28 protein-coding genes are annotated in these 24,158 nt (G+C 66.8%); 15 read left to right on the forward strand and 13 right to left on the reverse strand.

All coding sequences use genetic code 11. From position 1 onward, the window contains the following. The first annotated feature begins 56 nt into the window (after positions 1-56). Both MIC448_RS03095 and MIC448_RS03100 read left to right on the forward strand, forming a co-directional pair. Positions 57-1,001: a heme o synthase gene (locus MIC448_RS03095; protein WP_081766154.1), complete on the forward strand. Its 945-nt coding sequence runs from the start codon at positions 57-59 to the stop codon at positions 999-1,001. 272 nt (positions 1,002-1,273) lie between these two features. Next, positions 1,274-2,050 carry an endonuclease domain-containing protein gene (locus tag MIC448_RS03100; protein ID WP_243419889.1) on the forward strand — a complete coding sequence of 259 codons (777 nt, stop codon included), beginning with the start codon at positions 1,274-1,276 and terminating at the stop codon, positions 2,048-2,050. A gap of 104 nt (positions 2,051-2,154) precedes the next feature. Here the strand turns inward: MIC448_RS03100 and MIC448_RS03105 are convergent, their stop codons facing one another. Further along, positions 2,155-2,592, reverse strand: a complete 438-nt coding sequence (locus tag MIC448_RS03105; RefSeq protein ID WP_036295921.1) for a hypothetical protein — start codon at positions 2,590-2,592, stop codon at positions 2,155-2,157. Positions 2,593-2,719: 127 nt separating this feature from the next. Then, positions 2,720-3,643, reverse strand: a complete 924-nt coding sequence (locus MIC448_RS03110) for a heme A synthase (protein ID WP_036296014.1) — start codon at positions 3,641-3,643, stop codon at positions 2,720-2,722. Positions 3,644-3,936: 293 nt separating this feature from the next. Here MIC448_RS03110 and sufB point away from each other — a divergent pair, with 293 nt between their 5' ends. The 7 genes from sufB to MIC448_RS03145 are packed head-to-tail and all read left to right on the forward strand — an operon-like array spanning position 3,937 to position 10,690. Then, entirely contained in the window at positions 3,937-5,355 is a 1,419-nt protein-coding gene (sufB, locus tag MIC448_RS03115; RefSeq protein ID WP_036295923.1) for a Fe-S cluster assembly protein SufB, read from the forward strand. Positions 5,356-5,389: 34 nt separating this feature from the next. Then, positions 5,390-6,592 carry a Fe-S cluster assembly protein SufD gene (gene sufD, locus MIC448_RS03120; protein ID WP_036295926.1) on the forward strand — a complete coding sequence of 401 codons (1,203 nt, stop codon included), beginning with the start codon at positions 5,390-5,392 and terminating at the stop codon, positions 6,590-6,592. Further along, entirely contained in the window at positions 6,589-6,915 is a 327-nt protein-coding gene (locus tag MIC448_RS03125; protein ID WP_036295928.1) for a non-heme iron oxygenase ferredoxin subunit, read from the forward strand. Before sufD ends, MIC448_RS03125 begins: the two co-directional genes overlap by 4 nt. A 29-nt stretch (positions 6,916-6,944) precedes the next feature. Next, positions 6,945-7,727 carry a Fe-S cluster assembly ATPase SufC gene (gene sufC / locus MIC448_RS03130; RefSeq protein ID WP_036295931.1) on the forward strand — a complete coding sequence of 261 codons (783 nt, stop codon included), beginning with the start codon at positions 6,945-6,947 and terminating at the stop codon, positions 7,725-7,727. A 9-nt stretch (positions 7,728-7,736) separates the two neighbouring features. Next, positions 7,737-8,066, forward strand: coding sequence for a metal-sulfur cluster assembly factor (locus MIC448_RS03135; RefSeq protein WP_036295934.1), 330 nt, complete (start codon positions 7,737-7,739; stop codon positions 8,064-8,066). Between the two features lie 45 nt (positions 8,067-8,111). Next, positions 8,112-9,272 (forward strand): MalY/PatB family protein, encoded by a 1,161-nt coding sequence (locus MIC448_RS03140; protein ID WP_036295937.1) that lies wholly within the window; start codon positions 8,112-8,114, stop codon positions 9,270-9,272. Beyond that, positions 9,269-10,690 carry an MFS transporter gene (locus MIC448_RS03145; RefSeq protein WP_081766155.1) on the forward strand — a complete coding sequence of 474 codons (1,422 nt, stop codon included), beginning with the start codon at positions 9,269-9,271 and terminating at the stop codon, positions 10,688-10,690. Before MIC448_RS03140 ends, MIC448_RS03145 begins: the two co-directional genes overlap by 4 nt. 15 nt (positions 10,691-10,705) lie before the next feature. Here the strand turns inward: MIC448_RS03145 and MIC448_RS03150 are convergent, their stop codons facing one another. Continuing rightward, positions 10,706-11,314 (reverse strand): DUF1349 domain-containing protein, encoded by a 609-nt coding sequence (locus MIC448_RS03150; RefSeq protein WP_036295941.1) that lies wholly within the window; start codon positions 11,312-11,314, stop codon positions 10,706-10,708. A 51-nt stretch (positions 11,315-11,365) separates the two neighbouring features. Continuing rightward, positions 11,366-12,004, reverse strand: a complete 639-nt coding sequence (locus tag MIC448_RS03155) for a biotin transporter BioY (protein ID WP_036295943.1) — start codon at positions 12,002-12,004, stop codon at positions 11,366-11,368. Positions 12,005-12,145: 141 nt separating this feature from the next. Here MIC448_RS03155 and MIC448_RS03160 point away from each other — a divergent pair, with 141 nt between their 5' ends. Then, the gene (locus MIC448_RS03160; protein WP_036295946.1) at positions 12,146-13,744 is read left to right on the forward strand and encodes an ABC-F family ATP-binding cassette domain-containing protein; all 1,599 of its coding nucleotides are present in this window, start codon (positions 12,146-12,148) and stop codon (positions 13,742-13,744) included. A gap of 19 nt (positions 13,745-13,763) precedes the next feature. On the opposite strand, the gene MIC448_RS03165 is transcribed toward MIC448_RS03160, so the two are convergent. From MIC448_RS03165 to MIC448_RS03180, 4 genes are read right to left on the reverse strand one after another with little or no spacing between them, the layout of a single operon-like run. Continuing rightward, the gene (locus tag MIC448_RS03165; RefSeq protein ID WP_051513052.1) at positions 13,764-14,636 is read right to left on the reverse strand and encodes an SURF1 family protein; all 873 of its coding nucleotides are present in this window, start codon (positions 14,634-14,636) and stop codon (positions 13,764-13,766) included. Between the two features lie 17 nt (positions 14,637-14,653). Continuing rightward, positions 14,654-14,932, reverse strand: coding sequence for a hypothetical protein (locus tag MIC448_RS03170; protein ID WP_051513053.1), 279 nt, complete (start codon positions 14,930-14,932; stop codon positions 14,654-14,656). 5 nt (positions 14,933-14,937) lie between these two features. Continuing rightward, the gene (locus MIC448_RS03175) at positions 14,938-15,303 is read right to left on the reverse strand and encodes a DUF3099 domain-containing protein (RefSeq protein ID WP_100813100.1); all 366 of its coding nucleotides are present in this window, start codon (positions 15,301-15,303) and stop codon (positions 14,938-14,940) included. Between the two features lie 55 nt (positions 15,304-15,358). Further along, complete coding sequence (locus MIC448_RS03180; RefSeq protein WP_051513036.1) at positions 15,359-15,766, reverse strand: DUF4190 domain-containing protein; 408 nt, start codon at positions 15,764-15,766, stop codon at positions 15,359-15,361. A 175-nt stretch (positions 15,767-15,941) separates the two neighbouring features. Here MIC448_RS03180 and fabG point away from each other — a divergent pair, with 175 nt between their 5' ends. Then, positions 15,942-16,652, forward strand: a complete 711-nt coding sequence (gene fabG, locus MIC448_RS03185; protein ID WP_036295956.1) for a beta-ketoacyl-ACP reductase — start codon at positions 15,942-15,944, stop codon at positions 16,650-16,652. Between the two features lie 20 nt (positions 16,653-16,672). Here the strand turns inward: fabG and MIC448_RS03190 are convergent, their stop codons facing one another. The 3 genes from MIC448_RS03190 to glgC are packed head-to-tail and all read right to left on the reverse strand — an operon-like array spanning position 16,673 to position 19,350. Further along, positions 16,673-17,368 carry an alpha/beta fold hydrolase gene (locus tag MIC448_RS03190; protein WP_036295958.1) on the reverse strand — a complete coding sequence of 232 codons (696 nt, stop codon included), beginning with the start codon at positions 17,366-17,368 and terminating at the stop codon, positions 16,673-16,675. Between the two features lie 46 nt (positions 17,369-17,414). Continuing rightward, entirely contained in the window at positions 17,415-18,059 is a 645-nt protein-coding gene (gene serB, locus MIC448_RS03195) for a phosphoserine phosphatase SerB (protein WP_036295961.1), read from the reverse strand. Between the two features lie 46 nt (positions 18,060-18,105). Further along, positions 18,106-19,350, reverse strand: coding sequence for a glucose-1-phosphate adenylyltransferase (gene glgC / locus MIC448_RS03200; RefSeq protein WP_036295964.1), 1,245 nt, complete (start codon positions 19,348-19,350; stop codon positions 18,106-18,108). A 46-nt stretch (positions 19,351-19,396) separates the two neighbouring features. Between glgC and glgA the strand changes: the two genes are divergently transcribed. From glgA to MIC448_RS03215, 3 genes are all read left to right on the forward strand, one after another. Continuing rightward, positions 19,397-20,584, forward strand: a complete 1,188-nt coding sequence (gene glgA, locus MIC448_RS03205; protein ID WP_036295966.1) for a glycogen synthase — start codon at positions 19,397-19,399, stop codon at positions 20,582-20,584. A gap of 46 nt (positions 20,585-20,630) precedes the next feature. Beyond that, complete coding sequence (locus MIC448_RS03210) at positions 20,631-21,416, forward strand: ABC transporter ATP-binding protein (protein WP_036295969.1); 786 nt, start codon at positions 20,631-20,633, stop codon at positions 21,414-21,416. Positions 21,417-21,520: 104 nt separating this feature from the next. Further along, entirely contained in the window at positions 21,521-21,769 is a 249-nt protein-coding gene (locus tag MIC448_RS03215; protein WP_036295971.1) for a type B 50S ribosomal protein L31, read from the forward strand. Between the two features lie 84 nt (positions 21,770-21,853). Here the strand turns inward: MIC448_RS03215 and MIC448_RS03220 are convergent, their stop codons facing one another. Next, positions 21,854-22,600: a 3'-5' exonuclease gene (locus tag MIC448_RS03220; RefSeq protein WP_081766156.1), complete on the reverse strand. Its 747-nt coding sequence runs from the start codon at positions 22,598-22,600 to the stop codon at positions 21,854-21,856. 113 nt (positions 22,601-22,713) lie between these two features. On the opposite strand from MIC448_RS03220, the gene MIC448_RS03225 reads away from it, so the two are divergent. Then, a complete protein-coding gene (locus MIC448_RS03225) occupies positions 22,714-23,616 on the forward strand; it encodes an alpha/beta fold hydrolase (RefSeq protein WP_036295974.1) in 903 nt (300 codons plus the stop codon). Here the strand turns inward: MIC448_RS03225 and MIC448_RS03230 are convergent. Continuing rightward, positions 23,573-24,136: an ABATE domain-containing protein gene (locus MIC448_RS03230; protein WP_036295977.1), complete on the reverse strand. Its 564-nt coding sequence runs from the start codon at positions 24,134-24,136 to the stop codon at positions 23,573-23,575. The two genes, MIC448_RS03225 and MIC448_RS03230, sit on opposite strands and share 44 nt — an antisense overlap. Positions 24,137-24,158: the final 22 nt, after the last annotated feature.

Consider the following 24,158-nt stretch of genomic DNA (forward strand, 5'->3'; position numbering starts at 1 on the left):
GGTGCGAAGCAATGCCATAGACTTGAGGTGTATTTGCGAGCGCCGAGCGGGGAGCGATGGACACTACGAGGACGCCTGACGCCCCGGCATCCGAATCATCCCCGGTGTCCGCTGTTCCGCGGTCTTTCGGACGCACGCTGCGTGCCTATGTCGCCCTGACGAAGCCCCGTGTTCTCGAGCTGTTGCTCGTCACGACCGTGCCGGTCATGATTCTGGCCCAGAACGGGCTACCCAACCTGTGGCTGGTGCTCGCCACCGTCATCGGCGGGTCGCTCAGTGCGGGGTCTGCTGCGGCTTTCAACATGTACCTCGATCGCGACATCGACGCGCACATGCAGCGGACGGTGAACCGACCTCTCGTGACCGGCGAGGTCTCGCCGCGCGGTGCGCTGATCTTCGCGTGGTCGCTCGGGGTGTTCTCGACGCTCTGGCTCTGGCTGACGACGAACGCCCTGGCGGCGATCCTGTCGGCGACGGCCATCTTCTTCTACGTCGTGATCTACACGATGATCCTCAAGCGCCGCACCGAGCAGAACATCGTCTGGGGCGGCATCGCGGGGTGCTTCCCGGTCGTGATCGGCTGGTCGGCTGTCACGGGTTCGCTGACATGGACCCCGCTCATCCTGTTCGCGCTCGTCTTCCTCTGGACGCCTCCGCATTACTGGCCGCTGTCGATGAAGTACAAGACGCAATACGAAGAGGTCGACGTTCCGATGCTCGGGGCGACCCGAAGCGGTGCGCAGGTCGGGCTGCAGGTCATCCTGTACGCGTGGGCGACCGTCGCATGCTCGCTGCTGCTCATCCCGGTCGCCGAGATGGGGATCGTCTACACGGCATCCGCTCTCGTTTTCGGCGGTTGGTTCATCTACGAATCGCACCGGCTCTACAACCGGGCCGTGCGCGGTACCGAGCCGGCGCCGATGCGTGTCTTCCACGCATCCATCACGTACCTGACGTTGCTGTTCGTGGCGATTGCGGTCGACCCGCTGCTGCCGTTCTAGCCTGAAACGCCATAGCGTCGGATATCCGGTCGGCGTCGGACCGTCTCGATCGCATTCCTCCGACTGTCGCCGGATCTCCGAAGCTGGACGAGGTCGGTTCGTCGTCCACAGGCTGCCAAAAGACGCTCAGTTCACAATTTGGGCGGATGCAGCACTGCAGTGATCTCGTGCGTCGCATGCTTTCAGGCATGACGGCGCAGAATTCCCGGGCTTCGGCAGCGACGGTCGACCTTCTCGACGCGGTCCGAAAGTGCGGGGGAGTGGCGCGCTCGATGACTTTGCAACACGACGGCTTCTCGCCGTATGTGATTGCGCAAGCCGTCGCGCAGGGGCTCCTCGTGCGGGTCCGCAGGGTGTGGGTCGCCCTCCCAGGAGCCGATCGTGAGCTCGTTTCTGCGGCCCGGGATGGAGTCGTCCTGTCGTGCATCACCCAAGCTCGCCGACTCGGGCTCTGGGTTCTGCGTGAGCCCGAGTATCACGTTGCGGTTTCACCGCATGGCCGAGGGGGCACGCCGGATGGAATCGTGGTGCATTGGGCGGATGCGGTTGTGCCCAGGCATCCTGACGCACTCGTCGATCCGGTCGAGAATGTCCTCGCGCTCGTCGCGGCGTGCCAGCCGCACGAGGCAGCGATGACGATCTGGGAGTCAGCGCTGCGTCAGGGCCTCGTTGAGCGGGCCGCACTGATGAGGCTGCCGCTCCCTCGACGTGCGCGGCGGATTCTCGAGCGCGCCGTTCCCTTCGCGGGTTCTGGCCTCGAGACGCTGTTCTCGATACGGCTGCGATGGTTGCGGGTCAGGATCTTGCCGCAGATCTGGATACTGGGCCACCGCGTCGACTTTCTCATCGGCGAGCGGCTCGTCGTGCAGATCGACGGGGGACACCATGTGGGATCGCAGCGGACGAGCGACATTGCCCACGATGCGGCCCTCATGGCTGCGGGGTACCACGTCATTCGTCTGTCCTACGAACAGATCATCGACGATTGGCCGACAGTCCAGGACATGATCGCGCGGGCCGTCGCGGCCGGGCTCCATCTCGCCGCGTAGGTTGTCGCGGGCGTCGGAGATTCGGCCGAGGTCGGGGCAGGGAAGCTCCTCCGCTCCGACGCTGGCCGAATTACCGACGCCCAACGAGGGGTGGCGTGGAACGCTCAGCTCTTGGCGGGCGGGACCTCTTCGTCGGCTGCTGTGGCGACATCGGCGTCCAGGGCGGCCTCATCGGCGGTCACGCCTTCCGCGGTGGCGGGTTCGAAGTCGTCCTGGGGGTCGTCATCGATGTCGTCCACGTCATCGAACGAGTCGGCCACCACTACGACGGGCTCGGCACGCTTCACGAGGGACGCGCCAGCCGCGAGGGTGAGGGCGAACGCCAGTCCGATCAGACCGGCGCCGATCAGGATGGAGCCGAGGACGGCCCACGACTGACCCACATAGACCTCGACACCGGTGGCGCTTCCGTCCAGGATCGTGTCTGTCATCACGCCGAGCTTGTCGAGCGTGAGCCACAGGCCGACACCACCGGCTGCTACGGAGCCGACGACGAGGACCCAGTAGGGAACGCTGCGGACGAGGCGGGGACGGGCGGTCATAAGTTCTCCTTGTTCGTGGGACGGCGTACACCGCCGACGCAGAGACTCTTCCTGTCCCGTTAGTGCGCGGCCTATCCGAACCCTATGGGTTCGCTGTGGGGGGAACCGATCCGGCGCCCGAACGTGTCTACGAAGTGGCTACGGATGCCGGTGCCGCGGACTCGTCCCGCTCCGCGCGTATTGCGGTCGTCGGCACCTTCAGATGCATGACGACTGCCGTCATCGCCGCGACGAGCAAGACCGCGAGCACCATGTGGATGTTGACCAGCACGATGGGGAGCCCCGTGCGTGCCTGCCAGAGCCCGACGGCGATCTGCACCGCCTCGACGGCCAGCAGCAGCAGCACCCAGCGTCGGAGGGGAAGGCGCCAGCCACCGACGAGCAGAGCGAGCGTCAGGGCGAGTGTCGCGTAGGCGGGCCACGAGTGGAGGTGCTGCATGAGTTCGGGGTTGAGCCCGTTCCGCGCAGCACCCGCATCTCCGGCGTGGGGGCCCGCGCCGGTCACGAGGATCCCGACGACGACGGTGATCACCACGGCGACCGACGTGAGATGCGCGAGGATGGCGAGTCCGCGAGGCGCCGCAGGTACGCGCGGTCCGGGCGTGGAGTAGACCCGGACGACGAACACCGTGGCGAACGCCACGAGCACGACCGACGCGAAGTAGTGCAGACCGACGACGTACGGGTTGAGGTTCGTCAACACGGTGATTCCACCGATGACCGCCTGGATCGGCACATACAGGCCGATGATCAGTGCGAGCCAGAATAGATCGGGGCGAGTGCGCCGCATACGCACGACGAAGAGGAACGTGATGACGGCGACGGCGACGAGCACGAACGTGAGCAGGCGATTGCCGAACTCGATGACCCCGTGAATGCCCATCTCCGGCGTATTGATGAAGGATTCGGGCGTGCATCGTGGCCACGTCGGGCATCCGAGTCCCGAAGCGGTGAGCCGGACGAGTCCGCCGGTACCGACGATCGCGACCTGGACGACGAACGTGGCCCAAGCCGCGAAGATGACGCGACGATCGATGCTCGACGGGAGCATCCGCCAGAACTTCTGCGCGGGTCCGGGTTCCTGCGACAAGCGGATCGCCTCCTGAGCGGTCCCGCGTCGGGTCGGGCGCGGGCAATGGTCGGCCCGCTGGACGGGGCGACCCTGTAGAATCGAGGGGTTGCGGCGCGCGTGCGAAAGCACTCGACGCACTGTCAACAGTTTAGGCGCGCGAACCGTGTGCCCCTGAGCCTGGCCCGGAAGCGGCGGACTCCTTTCTCGCACACAGAGAACGGATGGATCGCCGGGGCGGATGAAACCGTTGCGGCCAAGAGGAGAGTGTGACCATGTCTGATGTCCTGATCGATCGCCCCGAACTAGCGGGGCTCGGAGTCTACGAATTCGGCTGGCACGACAAGGACGCTGCGGGGGCTGCCGCCAAGCGCGGCCTCAGCGAAGCGACGGTTCGTGACATCTCGGCTTTGAAGGCTGAGCCCGAATGGATGCTGCAGCGCCGTCTGAAGGCGCTCGAGCTCTTCGGTCGCAAACCCATGCCGACGTTCGGCGCTGACCTCAGCGACATCGACTTCGACAACATCAAGTACTTCGTGCGGTCCACCGAGAAGCAGGCGCAGTCCTGGGAAGACCTTCCCGAAGACATCCGGAACACGTACGAGCGGCTCGGGATCCCCGAGGCGGAGCGCCAGCGCCTCGTCTCCGGTGTCGCCGCCCAGTACGAGTCCGAGGTCGTGTATCACCAGATCCGCGAGGACCTCGAGCAGCAGGGTGTCATCTTCATGGACACCGACACCGCGCTCCGCGAGCACCCCGAGATCTTCGAGGAGTACTTCGGCACCGTCATCCCCTCGGGTGACAACAAGTTCGCAGCCCTGAACACCGCCGTATGGTCGGGCGGGTCGTTCGTGTACGTTCCCAAGGGCGTGCATGTCGAGATCCCGCTGCAGGCGTACTTCCGCATCAACACCGAGAACATGGGTCAGTTCGAGCGGACCCTGATCATCGCCGACGAAGACAGCTACATCCACTACATCGAAGGCTGCACCGCCCCGATCTACAAGAGCGATTCGCTGCACTCGGCCGTCGTCGAGATCATCGTGAAGAAGAACGCCCGCGTTCGCTACACGACGATCCAGAACTGGTCGAACAACGTCTACAACCTCGTCACCAAGCGTGCGGTCGCGCACGAGGGGGCGACGATGGAGTGGATCGACGGCAACATCGGCTCCAAGGTGACGATGAAGTACCCGGCTGTCTATCTGATGGGCGAGCACGCGAAGGGCGAGACGCTGTCGGTCGCCTTCGCCGGTCCGGGCCAGCACCAGGACGCCGGCGCCAAGATGATCCACATGGCGCCCTACACGCAGTCCTCGATCGTCTCGAAGTCGATCGCCCGTGGCGGCGGACGCGCGGGGTACCGCGGTGAGGTTCGGGTGGACGCGAATGCGCATCACTCCGCCAACACGGTCCGCTGCGACGCCCTCCTGATCGACACGATCTCGCGGAGCGACACCTACCCGGCCATCGACATCCGCGTGGACGACGTCCAACTCGGACACGAGGCGACCGTCTCGAAGGTCAGCGAAGAGCAGCTGTTCTACCTGCAGTCGCGCGGCATGGCCGAGGACGAGGCGATGGCGATGATCGTGCGCGGATTCATCGAGCCGATTGCCCGCGAACTGCCCATGGAGTATGCCCTCGAGCTGAACAAGCTGATCGAGATGGGCATGGAAGGAAGCGTCGGATGATTCTTCGACCGACGATGAAAGGACGAGTCGGCGAGTGACGACGACAACGACCACCCCCCGCCAGGTGCCCGGAAACGTGCCCCACACCGACGGAGGATGGGGGCAGACGACTGCGCGCACCATCCCCGTTCAGACGCGCTCCGCGCGTCCCCGTTCGTTCGCCCCCGCGGACTTCGCTCGGCCCACCGGCCGCGAGGTCAACTGGAAGCAGACGCCCGTCGGGCGCCTCGCCCCGCTCTTCGACGATGTCGCGGGCGACGCGGGTGCCGTTGGCATCTCGGTGACGGGCCCTCTCGCGGCGGCAGGCCTGACCGTGGGACAGGCGCCCCGTGGTGAGGTTTTCGAACCCGAGGACCTTCCGAGCGCCATCGCGTGGTCACGATCGGCCGAGGCGCTCTACCTCGCGGTTCCTGCGAACGAGGAGCTCGACGAGCCCGTCGTTGTGGAGTTCATCGGCGCGGCCGCATCCCTCCGCGCCCACGCCCATGTCGTGATCGAAGCGCGCGAGAACTCCAGCGCCACAGTCATCCTGCGCCACGAGGGATCCGCTGCGTTCGCTCAGAACGTCGAGATCATCGTTCGTCCGGGTGCCCGCCTGAACGTCGTCTCCGTGCACCGTTGGGACGACGATGCCGTGCACGCCGCGGCGCACCAGGCGCGCGTCGAGCGCGACGGGAGCCTGCGTCACTCGGTCGTCAGCTTCGGCGGCGGCGTCGTGCGGGTCAACCCGTCGGTCGATCTCGCGGGCGCCGGTTCCGAGGGCGAGGTCTACGGCCTGTCCTTTGCCGACGCCGGCCAGCATCTCGAGAGCCAGGTCTACGTCCACCACCGCGGTCCCCAGACGCGAGCGGACGTGCTCTACAAGGGCGCGCTCCAGGGAGTCGGCGCGCGTTCCGTCTGGATCGGCGATGTACTGATCGGACCGGATGCCACGGGCACCGATTCTTACGAGGCCAACCGCAACCTGGTGCTCACCGAGGGTGCGCGTGCCGACTCGATCCCCAACCTCGAGATCGAGACCGGCGACATCCAGGGCGCTGGGCACGCGAGCGCGACCGGACGGTTCGACGACGAGCAGCTCTTCTACCTCCAGGCGCGGGGCATCAGCGAAGACGAGGCACGGCGCCTGGTCGTCATCGGATTCCTCGCCGAGATCGTCCAGAAACTTCGTGTGCCGGACCTCGAGGCAGAGCTCACCGCTGCGATCGAGGCGGAGCTCGCCGAGGGCCTCGCGTGACCCTGCAGCGTGCCTGTGGCCTGAGCGAGCTCGAGCAGGACACGGCCAAGCGCGTGGAACTCGATGGTGTTGCCATCGCCGTCGTCCTCGACGGCAACGGTGACGTTCACGCGATCGGGGACGTGTGCACCCACGGCGATATCTCGCTCTCGGACGGCTTCGTGGAGGGCGAGACGCTCGAATGTTGGGCGCATGGCTCGGCATTCTCGCTCCGCACGGGTCGCCCCCTGAACCTCCCGGCTTACGAGCCGGTCCCCGTCTTCGTCGTCCAGATCGACGGCGACGACGTACTCATCGATCCCGCTTCCACCGTGGCCGTCTGACCGGCCGAGTTCGTTAGGAACCCACATACATGTCTGTCCTTGAAGTTCGCGACCTGCACGTCACCGTCGAAACGGATGCCGGCGTCACGCCCATCCTGAATGGCGTCACCCTCACGATCCGCACCGGCGAGACCCACGCGATCATGGGCCCCAACGGCTCCGGAAAGTCGACCCTGGCCTACACGATCGCCGGTCACCCGAAGTACACCGTCACGTCCGGCTCGATCACGCTCGACGGCGAGGACGTCCTCGCGATGAGCGTCGACGAGCGTGCCCGCGCGGGGCTGTTCCTGGCGATGCAGTACCCGGTCGAGATCCCGGGCGTCACGGTCACCAACTTCCTCCGGACGGCGAAGACCGCGATCGACGGCGAAGCGCCCGCGATCCGCACCTGGCTCAAGGACATCCGTTCCTCGATGAAGAATCTGCGCATGGACCCCAAGTTCGCCGAGCGCAACGTGAACGAGGGCTTCTCGGGTGGCGAGAAGAAGCGCCACGAGATTCTGCAGCTCGAACTCCTCAAGCCCCGCATCGCCGTGCTGGACGAGACCGACTCGGGCCTCGACGTCGACGCGCTCAAGATCGTCTCCGAGGGCGTCAACCGCGCCAAGGCCGAGACCGACCTGGGTGTGCTGCTCATCACGCACTACACCCGCATTCTGCGTTACATCGCGCCGGACTTCGTGCACGTGATGGTCGCAGGCCGGATCGTGGAGGAGGGCGGACCCGAGCTGGCCGACCGACTCGAGAACGAGGGCTACGACCGCTTCCTCGACGCCGCACCCGAGTCCGCCGCGCCCGCGGGCGCTTAGGATATATCCATGACCGCGACCCTCGCTCCTGAGAAGTACGACGAGGTTTCCGAGGCGCTCAAAGACGTCATGGATCCCGAACTGGGGATCAATGTCGTCGACCTCGGACTGATCTACGACCTCGGCTGGGACGACGAGAACGACGCCCTGGTGATCCACATGACGCTGACGAGCGCCGGGTGCCCGCTGACCGATGTGCTCGAAGAGCAGACGGCGCAGGCACTGGACGATGTCGTCGAGCGGTTCCGCATCAACTGGGTGTGGATGCCGCCGTGGGGTCCCGAGAAGATCACCGACGACGGCCGCGACATGATGCGGGCACTCGGCTTCTCGATCTGATCGGCGATCGACGTTCCGTTCTCGCGGCGTCGATAAGCTCGCAGGGTGACTGTCGTCCCCCTGGAAGCGCTGCCCCTCTACATGCTGCGCGAGCGGTCGAGCGTCAAGTGGCGTCGGTACCCTGCCGATGTTCTGCCGATGTTCGTCGCCGAGACGGACTTTCCGCTTGCGCCCGCGATCACGGCCGCGCTTTCACGTGCTGTAGCGCTTGGTGACACCGGCTATACCTCGCCTGCTTCGGGTATTCGCGAGTCGTACGCGGCATTCGCCGCGCGACGGTTCGGATGGGATGTCGCAGCCGGCGCTATCCGTTCGACCGGTGACGTGATCATGGGCGTGGTCGAGATTCTGAGGCGCTCGATCGCTCCCGGCGACCGCGTGGTCGTGACGCCGCCGGTATACCCGCCGTTCTATGAGGCGATTCCCGAGGCGGGTGGCGTCGTCGAGCGTGTTCCGTTGCTGCGACGAGACGGCGGATTCGAGCTGGACCTTGCCGGCATCGAAACGGCGCTGCGCGACGGTGCACGTGCGGTTCTGCTCTGCAACCCGCACAACCCGACCGGGACGGTTCACTCCCGAGCGACCCTCGCCCGTCTCGCCGAGATCGCCGAGGAGTTCGGTGCCGTGGTGGTGAGCGACGAGATTCACGCTCCGCTCGCGCAACCGGAGGTGACGTTCACGCCGTTTCTGGACGCATCCGACGCCGCCGCTCGCGTCGGATACATCGTCACGAGCGCCAGCAAAGCGTTCAATCTCGCCGGGCTGAAGTGCGCGCTCATGATCGCGACCGATCCGGAGCGCTTCGAGGTCGTGCGGAATCTGCCGGCCGAGGTCGAGTGGCGGACGGGTCTGTTCGGGTCTCTCGCGGGAGTCGCCGCGTTCTCGCCCGAAAGTGATGAGTGGCTGGATAGCATGCTCGCCGCGGTCGATCGCAACCGACGGTTGTTGAGGGAGTTGTTGACGGAGCACGTGCCGGGTGCCCGCTACGTCGCGCCCGATGCGGGGTACCTGGCGTGGGTCGATCTGTCGGATGTCGGATGGGGCGACAACCCCGGCGTCAAAATCCTGCGCGACGGGAAGGTTGCGTTGCACTACGGACCGGCCTTCGGGGTCGAGGGCAGGGGACACGTGCGCCTCAACATCGGCTGCTCACCCGAGGTGCTCACGGAAGCCGTTCAGAGGATCGGGGCTCTGATCGAGAAGTGAGCGGCACCGTCAACGCGTCGCCCCACGCCAGCGAGCCCACGTCCGTCTGGGATCCCCGTCTCATCTGGGTCACCCTCGGCGCTGTCGCGCTCATCTTCCTGGCGGCGACCCAGTCCCTGGCGATGACGACCGTCATGCCGATCATCAGCGACGAGCTGAACGGTGAGTCCCTCTACGCGCTGGCGTTCGCGGGAACCCTCGCGACGGGTGTCATCGGGATGGTGGTGACGGGAGCCTGGTCGGATCGATCCGGGCCGAAGGTCGCCCTGTATGCGTCCATCGCGCTGTTCCTGCTGGGGCTGATCGTGGCGGGGATCGCGCCGAACATGGAGACGCTCGTCGTGGGCCGGCTGCTGCAGGGCCTCGGTACCGGCGGCCAGACGGTGGCGCTCTACGTCGTCGTCGCGCGAATCTATCCGGCCGCCATCCACGGCCGGGTCTTTGCGGCGTTCGCGGCGGCGTGGGTCGTGCCGTCTCTGATCGGACCACTCGCCGCGGGCGCCGTGACGGAGTACCTGCACTGGCGGTGGGTCTTCTTCGGAGTGGCCGTGCTGACGGTTGCGGCGTTCACCGCGGTGGCTGTGCGGCTGAACGGCTTGGACATGCGGACGTCGCAGCCCGCCGGGAGCGGGTTCTGGGGGCGCCTGGGGCTCGCGGTGCTGGTTGCCGCGGCGGTTCTTCTGCTCGGGATGTCCGGGGGATTCGGCGTCGCCGCCCCCGTTGTCGCGGTCGCGGCTGTCGTGCTGATCGGGTTTGCGGCGCGACCGCTTCTTCCCGCCCGGACGCTTCGCGTGGGTCGCGGTCTGCCGAGCGTGATCCTGCTTCGTGGTTTGATCGCGGGCGCGCTGTTCGGGGCGGAGGTCTATGTCCCGTACTTGATGATCGACCGGTACGGGTTCTCGCCGACGTGGGCGGGTCTCGGGCTCACGACCGCTGCACTCGCGTGGGCGGTCAGCGCGGATATCCAGGGTCGTTACGGCGATCGGATCGGCAATCGGCGGATCGTGATCATCGGCTGCACCCTGCTGGCGATCGCAACGCTGACGGCCGCGGTCTGCGCCGTGACGATCGCGCATCCCGCGATCCTGATCGCCGGGTGGACGTTCTCGGGCGCGGGCGTCGGCTTGATCTATTCACGGTTGACCGTCCTGACGCTGGCCTATTCGACGCCGCGGAACCAGGGATTCAACTCTTCGGCGTTGTCGATCTCGGATTCCACGGGCGCCGCCGTGACGATCGCCGTGATGGGACTCGTATTCACGGGCCTGTCGGGCACGGGGTGGGAGTTTCCCGCGGTTTTCGTGCTGGCGGCCGGCATCGCCATTTTCGCTCTGGTGCCCGGCCTGCGTATGGGTCAGGACCGCGGGACCGCGGCCGCGCTCATCGCGGACACAGGGTCACTTCGACAGGGTCAGTGACCGGGGTGCTCGGGACTATGTCGCGTCGTCCGACCCGGCATCGCTCGGATGAAGGTCTGCGTCCGCGTCAGTCACGCGCCAGCTCAAGAACTCGACGGTGAGTCCTGGGCGGGAGGGAGCGCAACAGAATGGTCCCGCCTCGAGGCCCGCGCCCGCGGACAGAGGGGCGACGCGTACGAGCCTCCACGGCTCATCGTCGACGCGAGCTCGAATCGTCACGGCGCCGGCGGACCAACTGGCGCGCACCGTCGCAACGCGCCCAGCCCATTCGGGAACGGGCGCGAGCGACCAGTCCGACTGCCCGCGGGTGACCACGGCTCCGAGACTCTCTTCGCCGTCGCTGTGTTCGATCCCCGCCTTGATCCAGTTCTGATCGTCGGCCTTGAGGAACACCCCGGCCTGATCGAACTGCTCGGGCAGATCGATGCGAAAGGCCACCTCGATGGCCTGCCCGTCCTCGATCGGTCGGAGCAGTGCGTGTTCGGTGTCGTGGATGAAACCGTAAGAGGTCTCACGCCAGGCGTCGCTGCCCTCTTTCGCGGTCACGGAGATTCCGGCATCCGTGACTCGCACGTCTTCGGGTTCGGTTGTCCAGCGGCCCTCGGCCCAGGCGACATCGCTCATGCGCGCACTCTCAGTCGCGTCGTTCGCGGGTACGGATCCGCAGCAGGTGGGTCAGTCGCGCGCGCGACGATCGAGCGAGCGCACGAGAAGCCATGCCGCGGGGACCAGCAGGGCGGCGAAGGCGGCCTTGATCAGACCGGGAACGATGAAGGGCAGCACGCCCGCGCCCATGATCGAGGCGAAAGACACATCCGACCCGACGACGTTGGCGAGGATCAGCGCCATGTAGGGCACACCCACGAGGAACGGGATGATGCTCGCGGCGACGAACCCGACGAAGGCCAGAACCGGGCGGCGGTCCCAGGCGCGCTGCGCGAACCATCCCGCGACGAACGCCGCGGGGATGAAGCCCACGATGAACCCGAAGGACGGGGAGAGGACATACGCGGGTCCGGCGACAGGTCCGGCGAAGATCGGAAGGCCGGCCAGGCCGAGCAGCATGTATGACGTGAGGCTCGCGGCACCGCGGCGGGCGCCGAGCGCCGCGCCGACGAGGATGACGCCGAGCGTCTGGCCCGTGATGGGCACGGGGCCGATGTAGAACGAAACCTTCGCGAGGAGTGCGACGACGGCGACACCGGCAAGCACGAGCGTCGCATCCATGGCGAAAGCCCGGGCGCGAGTGGAGGGTCGCGCGATGATGTCGGCGAGGACTCGGCGTGAGCCGGCGGCGGGGGCGAGGGCGGTCATGAAGACTCCTAGGCGTCGGGACAGCAGGCAGCGGAGCAGCGGACGCTCTATCGCGATGGGGTGCGCGCTCCCGACTTATACTAGGGGTTTGGCACCTCTGCCTCTTTTGTACCCACCCCACCGACGGAACGGACATCCGCTGTGCTCGCCGTGCACGATCTCGAGATCCGCGTGGGCGCCCGCATCCTCATGTCGGGCGTCTCTTTCCGCGTCTCTCCCGGCGACAAGATCGGGCTCGTGGGCCGCAACGGTGCCGGAAAGACGACCCTCACAAAAGTCCTGGCGGGGGATCTGCCCGCCGCGGACGGGCGGGTCGAACGCACCGGTGAGCTCGGCTACCTCCCGCAGGATCCCCGCACGGGTGACCCGACGATGCTCGCGCGCACACGCATCCTCGACGCACGCGGACTCGGTACCTTGGCCATCGACATGCACGAAGCCGCCCTCGCGATGGGCGACGACGATTCGGCCGTCGCGGCGAAGGCGATGAACCGCTACAGCGCCCTGACGGAGCGCTTCGAAGCTCTCGGCGGGTATACGGCCGAGGCCGAGGCGGCGACGATCTCGCACAACCTGTCGCTCCCCGACAGGCTGCTCGACCAACCGCTCAGCACACTCTCGGGTGGACAGCGTCGCCGCATCGAATTGGCTCGCATCCTGTTCTCGGATGCCGACTCGATGATCCTCGACGAGCCGACCAACCACCTCGACGCCGACAGCGTTGTGTGGCTGCGCGAGTTTCTGAAGAACTACAAGGGCGGGCTGATCGTGATCAGCCACGATGTCGAGCTCGTGGGCGAAACGGTGAACCGCGTGTTCTACCTGGACGCCAATCGCCAGGTCATCGACATCTACAACATGAACTGGAAAAACTACCTGCGTCAACGGGTGGCAGACGAGGAGCGCCGCAAGAAGGAGCGCGCCGGTGTCGAGAAGAAGGCGACGCAACTGCAGATGCAGGCCGCGCGCTTCGGTGCGAAGGCATCAAAGGCCGCCGCTGCGCACCAGATGGTCGCGCGCGCCGAGAAGATGTTGTCGGGCCTTGACGAGGTCCGCCAGGTCGAGCGGGTCGCCAAGCTGCGGTTCCCCAAGCCCGCCCCGTGCGGCAAGACGCCTTTGATGGCCACTGGTTTGTCGAAGTCCTATGGATCGCTCGAGATCTTCACGGATGTCGATCTTGCCATAGACCGCGGGTCCAAGGTCGTCATCCTCGGCTTCAACGGCGCGGGAAAGACGACTCTGCTCCGCATCCTTGCGGGTGTCGACAAGCCCGATACCGGACAGCTCGAGCCCGGTCATGGTCTGAAGGTCGGCTATTACGCCCAGGAGCACGAGAACCTCGACGTGAACCGGTCGGTGCTGGAGAACATGATGTCCGCCGCACCCGACATCACGGCGACCGAAGCGCGGAAGGTGCTCGGATCGTTCCTTTTCACGGGTGACGATGTGCTGAAGCCCGCCGGGGTCTTGTCGGGTGGGGAGAAGACGCGTCTGTCGCTCGCGACCCTCGTCGTGTCGTCCGCGAACATGCTGTTGCTCGACGAGCCCACGAACAACCTCGACCCGGCGTCGCGTGAAGAGATCCTCGGCGCCCTCTCGCACTACGAGGGTGCGGTCGTGCTCGTGTCGCATGATGAGGGAGCGGTCGAGGCGCTGAACCCCGAGCGGGTGCTGATCCTGCCGGACGGCGTGGAAGACATCTGGAACCGCGAGTACGCGGACCTCGTCTCGCTCGCCTGAGCAATTACCTCGCGGCCAGTCAGCGGGTGGCCGCGTCGAGGATGGCATCCTCGGCGTCGGTGTCCGCGTCGCGTCGCCGCGCGGGAACACGAGGAGGCCGCGGCGCGCGAGGGGCGGAGGCATCCCGTTCCGGATCGTCCTCACCGGCCTCTGCGCGGTCTTCGCGCCGCTGAGCGATCTCTGTCTTGATGACGTATCCGATGAAGATGAAGCCCATGATGGCGAACAGGATCCACTGGATCGCGTACGACAGGTAAGGTCCGGGATCTTCCGTCGGCGAGGTGAGCGCCGTCGGACGCTCGGCGGGTTCGGGATCTTCGGAAACCATGAGGCCGTACGCGGCCGTGACGGTTTCGGTGCCGGTGAGCTCGGCGACAGCGGTCAGGTCGATGACCGGCACCTGGCCCTCGGGAGCGCCACGCCCGGAGGCGGGCGCCGCCTCGCTCGGGCGCAACCGAGCAGTGACGGTGACCTCGCCGGACGGCGGAGCGGGCACGGTGGCCGGGTCCGAGCTATCGGATGCGGGCGGAACCCAGCCCCTGTTCACGATGATGATGCGTCCGTCATCGAGCTGGAACGGCGTCAGCACTTCGAAGGCGCTCGTGCCGCCGTGAGGCCGGTTCCGAGCGAGCAGCTGTTCGTCGGGGAGGTACCGCCCCTCCAGCAAGACCGGCAACCACTCGGTCTCGGGATCGAAGCCGGAGGTACCCGAAAGAATGGATGACACGGGCACCGGCTCCGCGTCGTAGTTGGCCTCGATCAGCGCGAGGTCCGCCGAACGCTCCTGGTTACGCGTGAACTGCCAGTTCGACAAGAAGGCGCACGCGATCGCGAACACGACGGCGAGCGAGACGTAGATCGCCCAGCGGCCCGCCGTCGGCAGATTCTGCATGCTGCGTTTCTGGGCCATCAGCCGCCCTCGGCAGCCACAGGGCGAGGTGAATCCTGCGACGCGTCTGTTTGCGACGCGTCCGACTGCGGAGTGAACAGGGCAAGCTCGACGGGAAAGTCACGCGCGGCCAGGTAGTCGCGGAGGTACTCGGCGTGTTCGTCGCACGCGAGCCAGACCTTTCGCCGGTCGGCCGTGTGGATCCGGGGGTTCCGCCAGATGACCTGCCACGATGCATCCGTTCGACAGCCCGCGCGAGAGCAGGGTGTTCCGCCGGGCTCCTGCCCGCCGCCGAGCATCGACATCAGCGCGTGTCCTCGGACCGCGGTGTCTCGGTGAGAAGGATCACACCCGGCGTCGTTTCGGACCGGGGCGCATCCGCAGAGGATGCGGGGGCAACCGGCGCGGGAAGCATCCGCTGGACGGGCTCAGCCCGCGCGCTCGAGTCATACCCGACGTTCGCGACGATCACGGCGATGTACGGGAGGAAGATCGCGCCCGCCGCGAACACCCAGGTGTACCAGCCATAGGGCGTGACAACAGCCATCAAAACGAAGCACGAGACGCGGATCACCATTGTCCACATGTACCGCCGCATGCGTGCCGCGGCCTCGTCGCGCGGAGCGCGCGGCAGAGAGGTCGATGACAGTGATTCGGCGGGTGTTTTCACGGTACTGACCAGCGTACGCCGCTGGGACGACACCGGGCTCGTGAACGAGTCCCGATCAGGAGTAGGACGAGGGCGAGTTCTCGACCATGGTGATGAAGAACGGGAGGAATGCCAGGAGGGCGATCAGCGCGAGCACCCACAGCCCGACGCCGACCCACCCGATGATGGTGCCCGCCAGCCCGAGGCCGCGCCCCTGCTCGCCTGTGCGCTTGATCTGACCGAGGGACATGTGACCCGTGATGACGGCAACGATCGACGGCACGAAGGGGATCAGCACAAACCCGACGATGGCGCTGATGAGGGACACGATCGCGAGGGTGTTCGTCTTCGCGGCGGGAGCGTACGCGCCGTAGCCCGGCGCCGCGGGGTATCCGTTGGTCGGGGGAGCGGCGGGGTATCCCTGCGACACGGGCGGTGCGGGGGGATAGTTGCCGGGATCGCCTGAGGGCGGGGTGGAAGTCATGGAAAGCCTCTCGTCGGTACACCTCAGACTCGCAGCGCCCGCGCCCGGATGTCAACGCGGCGGTGTATCTGTAGGGGCGGTGTATCTGTAGGGACGGTGTGGGCAGGGACGGTGTGTCAGGAGAGGCGGTGCCTGGGTAGGGTGGAGCGGTCTCATCCCGACCCACAGGAGTGCCATGACCACCGAACGCGTCGTCCTCGTCACCGGCGGAAACCGCGGCATCGGTCGCGCGATCGCGGAGCGCTTCGTTGCCGAAGGGCACCGCGTGGCCGTGACGGCCCGGTCGGGCGAGGGGCCGGAGGGGACGCTGACGGTCCGCGCCGACGTTACCGATTCCGCCTCGCTGGATGCCGCGTTCACCGAGGTCGAGGCGCAGCTCGGGCCTGTAGAGGTTGTCGTGGCGAATGCGGGCATCACGAAAGACACGCTGCTCATGCGGATGTCGGAGGACGACTTCGACTCTGTGGTTTCCACGAATCTCGGCGGCGCGTTCCGTGTCGTCAAGCGGGCATCGAAGGGCATGCTGCGCGCGCGATGGGGTCGGGTCATCCTGATCTCGAGCGTCGTCGGACTCTATGGATCTGCCGGGCAGGTCAACTACGCCTCGTCGAAGAGCGGTCTCGTCGGTTTCGCGCGCTCGCTCACGCGCGAACTCGGTGGTCGCGGCATCACGGCGAACGTCGTCGCCCCGGGCTTCATCGAGACCGACATGACCGCGGCCCTGCCCGACGAGACGCAGGCCGAGTACAAGCGCAGCATCCCGGCCGGTCGGTTTGCGACCCCCGACGAGGTCGCCGGTGTCGTCACGTGGCTCGCATCGGACGACGCCGCCTACATCTCCGGGGCGGTCATTCCCGTCGACGGCGGTCTGGGAATGGGCCACTGACCTCAGTTGGGGCATAACCCTCAGCGCCCGATGGCGCCGAGGATGGCATTCCCTACCGCGGTCGGCTGCGTGAACTGGGGCCAGTGCCCGCCGCCCAGATGCACGACGCGCACATCGTCGAGCTCGGTGAACTCACTTCCCCATGCCGGCCACTGCTCGAGCATCGCGCGCAGCGCCACCTCGTCGTACGGCCCGCTCAGCACGGTCACGGGGCGTGTCCGGCGGCGAAGATCGTGGAGGTGAATCGGATCCATCGGCACGCCCGCCGGCACCGGCAGGGCACGAGCCGCCCAGGCCTGGCGTGTGGGCTCGTCGATATCCGCGACATCCGGTTCGTCGAAGCTGTCCCAGCCGGGGAACGGGATGACGCCGTCTACCACCTCGAACTCCGAGATGATCGAGCCGTCGGGGGGCGGCACGGTGTCTACGAGGACGAGATGCGCGACGCGATCCGGGCGGGCGTCGAGGGCTCCGTAGGCGACGTTGCCGCCCCCGCTGTGACCGACCACCACGACGTCACCGGGCAATGCGTCGATCTGAGCGACGACCGCCGCGACCCAGTCGGCGATGCCGATGTCTGCAGATTCGGCAGCAGGGGCACCGGTTCCCGGGAGCGTCAGCGGATGGGTGCGATGACCGGCGTCGGTCAGGGTCGGAACAACGTCGTTCCATGAGGAGGCATCGAGCCAGAGACCCGGTACGAGGATGATGTCCATGCCGAGAAGCTACGCCGCGTCACCGACATCGCGCGAGGGCGGGCCCCTAGCGGGGGAGCAGGGGGATGACCTCGCGAAGGTCCACGCGACCGACCACAAGCGGTGCGGCGGCACGGACGGCCGGCTTGGCGTTGAACGCGAGTCCCAGCCCGGCGACGGCGAGCATCGTCAGGTCGTTCGCGCCATCACCGATCGCGATCGTGCGTCCGCGTGGCACGCCGTGCTGCGTCGCCCATGCGCGCAGTCTGTCGGCCTTCGCCGCACTGTCGACGATGGCACCGTCCACGGTGCCCGCGAGTACCCCGTCCGCCTGCACCAGACGGTTCGCCTGCCACATGTCCACGCCGAGCGCCGGCGCGACCGTGTCGAGGATCTCGTGGAACCCTCCGGATACGACCCCGACCAGGCCGCCGCGCTCGTGGACGGCGGCGATCAGCTCACGAACGCCAGGAGTCGGTTCGATGCGGGCGATCACGCGACCGAAGGCCGAGACCGGAACCCCGGCCAGGGCGGCAACACGCGTGCGCAGACTCTCGGCGAAGTCGACCTCGCCGCGCATCGCGGCCTCCGTCGCAGCGGCGACCTCGGGTCCGCGTCCCGCCTCGTCGGCGAGCAACTCGATGACCTCGTTGCGGATCAGCGTGGAATCGGCGTCCAGGACGACGAGCAGGCGGGTGGCGTCTGAACTCACCCCACGAGGCTAGCGCGGCGCACCGGTACCGCCGTGCCGCGCCGGGTCAGGCGTCGACGCGCACGTTCTTGCCGACGACCGTGATCCCGGAATCCGTCACCGTGAATCCGCGGGCGAGGTCACGCTCGCGATCGACCCCGACGGTGGCTCCCGGCGCGAGTTCGACGTTCTTGTCGAGGATCGCGCGATGGATGCGAGCGCCCGAACCGACCCGGACGTAGTCGAAGAGCACAGAATCGGTGATCGTCGAGCCGCCCCCTGCGAGCGCCCACGGGCCGACGACGCTGCGCTCCAGATGGGTACCCGAGAGCACGGATCCGAGCGAAACGATCGAGTCGATCGCGTTGCCGATGCGCCCGACCGAGTCGCGCACGAACTTCGCCGGCGGGGAGTTCACCGTCTGCGAGTGGATGGGCCAATCCGTGTTGTACAGGTTGAAGATCGGGAGCGTTGAGATCAGGTCCATGTGCGCGTCGAAGAACGAATCGATCGTGCCCACATCGCGCCAGTACGCGCGGTCGCGATCGGTCGACCCGGGTACGTCGTTGCGCTTCATGTCGTAGACGCCCGCCTCGCCGCGTCCGACGAAGTACGGCACGATGTCGCCACCCATGTCGTGGTTCGACGTGGTCAGTTCGCCATCCGCCTCGACGGCCTCGATGAGAGCGTCCGCGTCGAAGATGTAATTGCCCATCGAGGCGAGTACCTCGTGGGGCGCATCCGCGAGGCCCTCCGGGTTCTGGGGCTTCTCGAGGAAGTCCCGGATGCGGGTCGGGTCGGCCTTGTCGACGTCGATGACGCCGAACTGGTTGGCGAGCGAGATCGGCTGACGGATACCGGCGACGGTCGCCCGGGCACCGGATTCGATGTGTGCGTCGAGCATTTGCCGGAAGTCCATCCGGTAGACGTGGTCGGCGCCGATCACGAAGACGATGTCGGGCTTTTCGTCGTTGATCAGGTTGAGGCTCTGCAGGATGGCGTCGGCCGAACCCGAGAACCATCGCTTGCCGAGGCGCTGCTGCGCCGGCACCGAGGTCACATACGAGTCGAGCATCGTCGACATCCGCCACGTTTGCGAGATATGCCGGTCGAGGCTGTGCGACTTGTACTGGGTCAGCACCACGAGCTGTCGCAACCCCGAATTTATGAGGTTCGAGATCGCGAAGTCGATCAAGCGATACTGCCCCCCGAAGGGCACCGCGGGCTTGGCTCGATCTGCCGTCAGTGGCATCAAGCGCTTACCCTCGCCGCCGGCGAGGATGATTCCGAATACCTTCGGCGGTGTAGCCATGCCGACAGACTATGCCCCACTTCCTGCGGCGACTAGCGTTGCAAGCATGCGCGTCGACATCGTCACCAAGGAGTATCCGCCTGAGGTATACGGGGGTGCCGGCGTTCATGTCACGGAGCTCGTGCGCGCGCTCCGAACCCGCATGGACGTGCGCGTTCGAGCCTTCGGTGCTCCGCGTGACGAAGCGGGTACGACGTCATATGCCGTTCCGGGTGAACTCGCCTCGGCGAACCCCGCCGTGCAGACGATGGGCGTGGATCTCGAGATCGTCGGGGATGTCGCGGGCGCGGATGTCGTGCACTCCCACACCTGGTACGCCAATTTCGCGGGCCACACGGCGTCGCTGTTGCACGGCATCCCGCACATCGTCTCGGCGCACAGCCTGGAGCCGCTGCGCCCCTGGAAGGCGGAGCAGCTCGGCGGCGGGTATGCCGTCTCCAGCTGGATCGAGAAGACGGCGTACGAGTCCGCCGCCGCGGTGATCGCTGTGAGCGGCGGTATGCGTGCGGACATCCTGCGCAGCTACCCGTCGCTCGATCCCGAAAAGGTGCACGTCATCTACAACGGCATCGACGTGGACGAGTGGGCGCCGCTCGATGATCCCGATCTCGCGCGCAGTCTGGGCCTTGACCCCGACCGCCCGTCGGTCGTCTTCGTCGGGCGCATTACCCGGCAGAAGGGGTTGCCGTACCTGCTCCGCGCTGCCGCCCTGCTGCCGCCCGACGTTCAGCTGGTGCTGTGCGCCGGTGCGCCCGACACTCCGGAAATTCTCGCCGAGGTCGAATCGCTCGTCCGGGGTCTGCAGCAAGAACGCGGCGGCGTGGTCTGGATCGACCGCGTGCTGCCGCGACGCGAATTGCGGGCGCTGTTGAGCGCCGCGACGACATTTGTATGCCCGTCCGTGTACGAACCCCTCGGGATCGTGAACCTGGAAGCCATGGCCTGCGGTGCGGCCGTGGTAGGAACGGCGACGGGCGGCATCCCCGAGGTCGTCGACGACGGCGTCACGGGTCGACTCGTCCCGATCGAACAACTGCAGGATGGTTCGGGTACACCCGTTGACCCCGAACGGTACGTGCGCGATCTCGCGGATGTGCTGACGGAGGTCGTCAGCGATCCGGCCCGAGCCGCGGAGTATGGGCGCGCGGGTCGCGAACGAGCCGCCGCATCCTTCAGCTGGGAGCGGATCGCGGCCGAGACCCACGACCTCTATACCCGCGTTGTCGGCGGGTAGGTCGTTGCTGCCCGGTAGCGGGCGGATGGCCCGATAGGCTGGGGCAATGGCCGGGGTCCTGCAGTTCCATGATGTGGTCGTACGCCGAGACGGTCGCGACATTGTCGATCATTTGGACTGGAGCGTCGACGACGACCAGCGTTGGGTGATCCTCGGTCCCAACGGTGCGGGCAAGACGACTCTGCTCCAGCTCGCCGACACGGTGATGTATCCCACGAGTGGCGAGGTCCACGTGCTGGGGGAGCGCCTCGGGCGAACGGATGTCTTCGAGCTTCGCCCGCGTATCGGCTTCGCCTCGTCGGCCATGGCTCGCCGGATGCCCGCGGATGAGCGCGTGATCGATGCCGTCATGACCGCGGCTTTCGCCGTTCTCGGCCGGTGGCGCGAGGACTACGAAGACATCGACGAGCGCCGCGCGCTGCGCGTCCTCGCGGAATGGAACCTCGACCACCTCGCGGATCGCACCTTCGGGACGCTCTCGGACGGGGAGCAGAAGCGCGTCCAGATCGCGCGTGCCGTCATGACCGACCCCGAGCTGCTGCTGCTGGATGAACCTACCGCGAGCCTCGACCTCGGCGCCCGAGAGGAGCTTCTGACGCTCCTCGGCGGCTACGCCCAGGCGCCGACGACGCCCGCGATGGTCATGGTCACGCACCACGTCGAAGAGATCCCGGTCGGTTTCACCCACGTGCTGTTGATGAGGGATGGCTCGGCTGTAGCGTCGGGACCGCTCGAGGAAGCACTCACCGCCGAAAATCTGACCGAGACGTTCGGTCTGCCCATCAACCTGCGCTTCGACGAGGGCCGCTACACGGCCCGCGCCGCGGGCTGAGGCAACCGTCACAGGTCTCGTCTGATAAGATCGGTCCTTGGTGCCAACGCTGGATCGGCGCACCAGAGACTTCTTCTTCCGCACATCGCCGCAAGGAACACCCCATGAAGACTGCAATTCACCCCGACTACCAGGCCGTCGTCTTCCGCGACCTCGCCTCGGGCGAGACCTTCCTGACCCGCTCGACCGTGTCGAGCGACAAGAAGATCGAGCTCGACGGTGTCGAGTACCCGGTCATCGACGTCGAGATCTCGTCGGCCTCGCACCCGTTCTACACGGGCAAGCAGCGCATCATGGACTCGGCCGGCCGCGTCGAGAAGTTCAACCAGCGCTTCAAGGGCTTCGGCAAGTAACTTCGACGTCGCAACGACGTTCCGAAAGGCCTCGCTTCGGCGGGGCCTTTCGCGTTGCCCGCGGGTCAGGGCGAGATCAGAGCCTCAGCGGATGGGCCAGGCGCCGTCGAGCGTCTCGCTCGGCTCGAGGCGACCGACCTTGATGAAGTACTCGGTCAGGCTCTCGGCCTGCGCCCGTGCCCACGAGATCTGGCGCGTGTGCAGTTCGTGCTCGCTCAGGGGCAGTCGGTCGGCGTAGCGGGCGGCGATGGCTTGCGCCACGCGGCCCGCCGCGATCGCGTCGTCCGCCGCCGTGTGTGCCGCCTCGAGCAGCACGTCGTAGTGGGCCGCGACCGCGTCGAGCGTGCGCTTTCCCCGTCGGTACCGGTCGAACGTCTTGTCGACGACGAGCGGATCGATCACGGGTGAGGGCGCGAGGATCGGCTCGATGCCATGCCGCAGGGCCTCGTACTTCAGCAGCGAAAAATCGTAAGGCGCGTTGTAGGCCACGACGGGGATGCCAGCGTCGAAGATCGCCCGTAACTCGGTCACGATTTCGGCCACGACCTGCGCTGCGGGAAGCCCGTTCGCCCGGGCGAACGCGGTCGTGATGCCGTGCACGGCGGTCGCGCCCTCGGGAATGTCGATGCCCGGGTCGGCCATCCACGACCGCTGTCTCGTCACGGTGCCACTGGCGTCAAGAACCCCGACGTGGGCTGTCACGATGCGATCGGTCGTAACGTCTACGCCCGTCGTCTCGAGGTCGAACACACCCAACGTGGTCGACCAGCGCGGCGCAGCGGGGGCGAAGAAATCGTCGCCGAAGAGCGGCTCGGGAAGGACCTGCGACATGCCAACACGCTATGGCCCCGCACCGACATCGACCGCCAGGCTCACCGCGATGCCGGGTACCGCAACGCGGGGCGCCGCGCGGTCGTGGCCCGAGCCATCCGTAGACTCGCAGAGTGAGCGCCCCCCAGCCGTATGCCGACCTCTTGGCGGAGACTCCCGTCGTGCGACGCGAGGTTCCGGTGGGCGGGGCGGTCACGGCCTACTGGGAGTACGGTCCGTCGGATGCGGAGACCACCGTGATCGCAGTGCACGGCTTCCGTGGTGAACACCACGGGCTCGAGCCGGTTGTCGCACACCTGCCCGGTATTCGCGTCATCTCGCCAGACCTCCCGGGTTTCGGCGAGACGCCGCCGCTGCCCGGCATCGAGCACGATCTCGCCGCCTACGTTGGGTGGCTGCGTGAGTTCGTTGGCGCGGTCGCACCGGGTGCGATCATCCTCGGGCACTCGTTCGGATCGATCGTCGTGTCGGCGGCTGTCGCCGAGGGGATGCCCGCGCCATCCGTCATCCTCGTGAACCCGATCGGCGCCCCGGCACTCGAGGGCCCGCGCGGCATTCTGACGCGGCTTGCGATCTTCTACTACTGGGCCGGTGCCCGCCTTCCCGCGCGCCTGGGTGACGCCCTCCTGCGCAACAAGGTCATCGTCCGCGTCATGAGTGTGTCGATGGCGAAGACGAAGGATCCCGAGCTGCGCGCGTTCATCCACGACCAGCACGACACGTACTTCTCGCGGTTCGCCGACCGAGACATGCTGCGCGACGCGTTCGTGACCTCGGTGTCACACGATGTGTCGGAGTTCGCCGCGCGCATCGTGCAGCCGACGCTGCTGATCGCGGCCGAGCGCGACGACATCACGCCGATCGAGGCCGAGCGTCGGCTCGCGCAGCTCTTCGCGGATGCCGAACTCGTCGAGATCCCTGATGTCGGGCACCTGATCCACTACGAGACCCCGGCCGTGGCGGCCGAAGCGATCAGGCGCTTTCTCGATCGGCCTGGCGCTTCCGGTACGCGATGACGTTCATGCGATTGCCGCAATTGCCCGTGTCGCAGTAGCGCTTCGAGCCGTTGCGCGACATATCGATGTAGACCGACCGGCAGTCATCCGCGTCGCACAGTCGAACGCGCGCGTACTCGTCCGAGCGGATGACATCGACGAATGCCATCGCGGCTTCCACCAGGATCCGTGTTGCGAGCGGCGCCTCGTCGGAGGTGGCGTGGACGTGCCAGTCGTAGTCGTCGTGGATGACCAGGCGGGGGAGCGCACCGCCATCGTCCAACATCGCGTTGACGAGAGGTACGGCGCCGTCGCGGTCGACGTCCCAGAGGGCACGCAGCCGACCGCGGATGTCGCGCATCTCGGCGAGCTCGGCCTCGTCGTGACGGATGCCTCCGGTGTACGGGTGCACCCTCAAGAATTCGTCGAGATCGGCGACGGTGGTGAGGGCGTCTTCGCCCTCGCTCGACGTGCTCGGGTGCGTATTCACCAGGTCTACCGTGGCGAGCAGGGCGGATCGGGTGTCATGGATAAAAACCATGTTGACTCCTGACGGTATTGTC

The organism is Microbacterium sp. C448, assembly GCF_000582705.2.
Taxonomy (GTDB): Bacteria; Actinomycetota; Actinomycetes; order Actinomycetales; family Microbacteriaceae; genus Microbacterium; species Microbacterium lacus_A.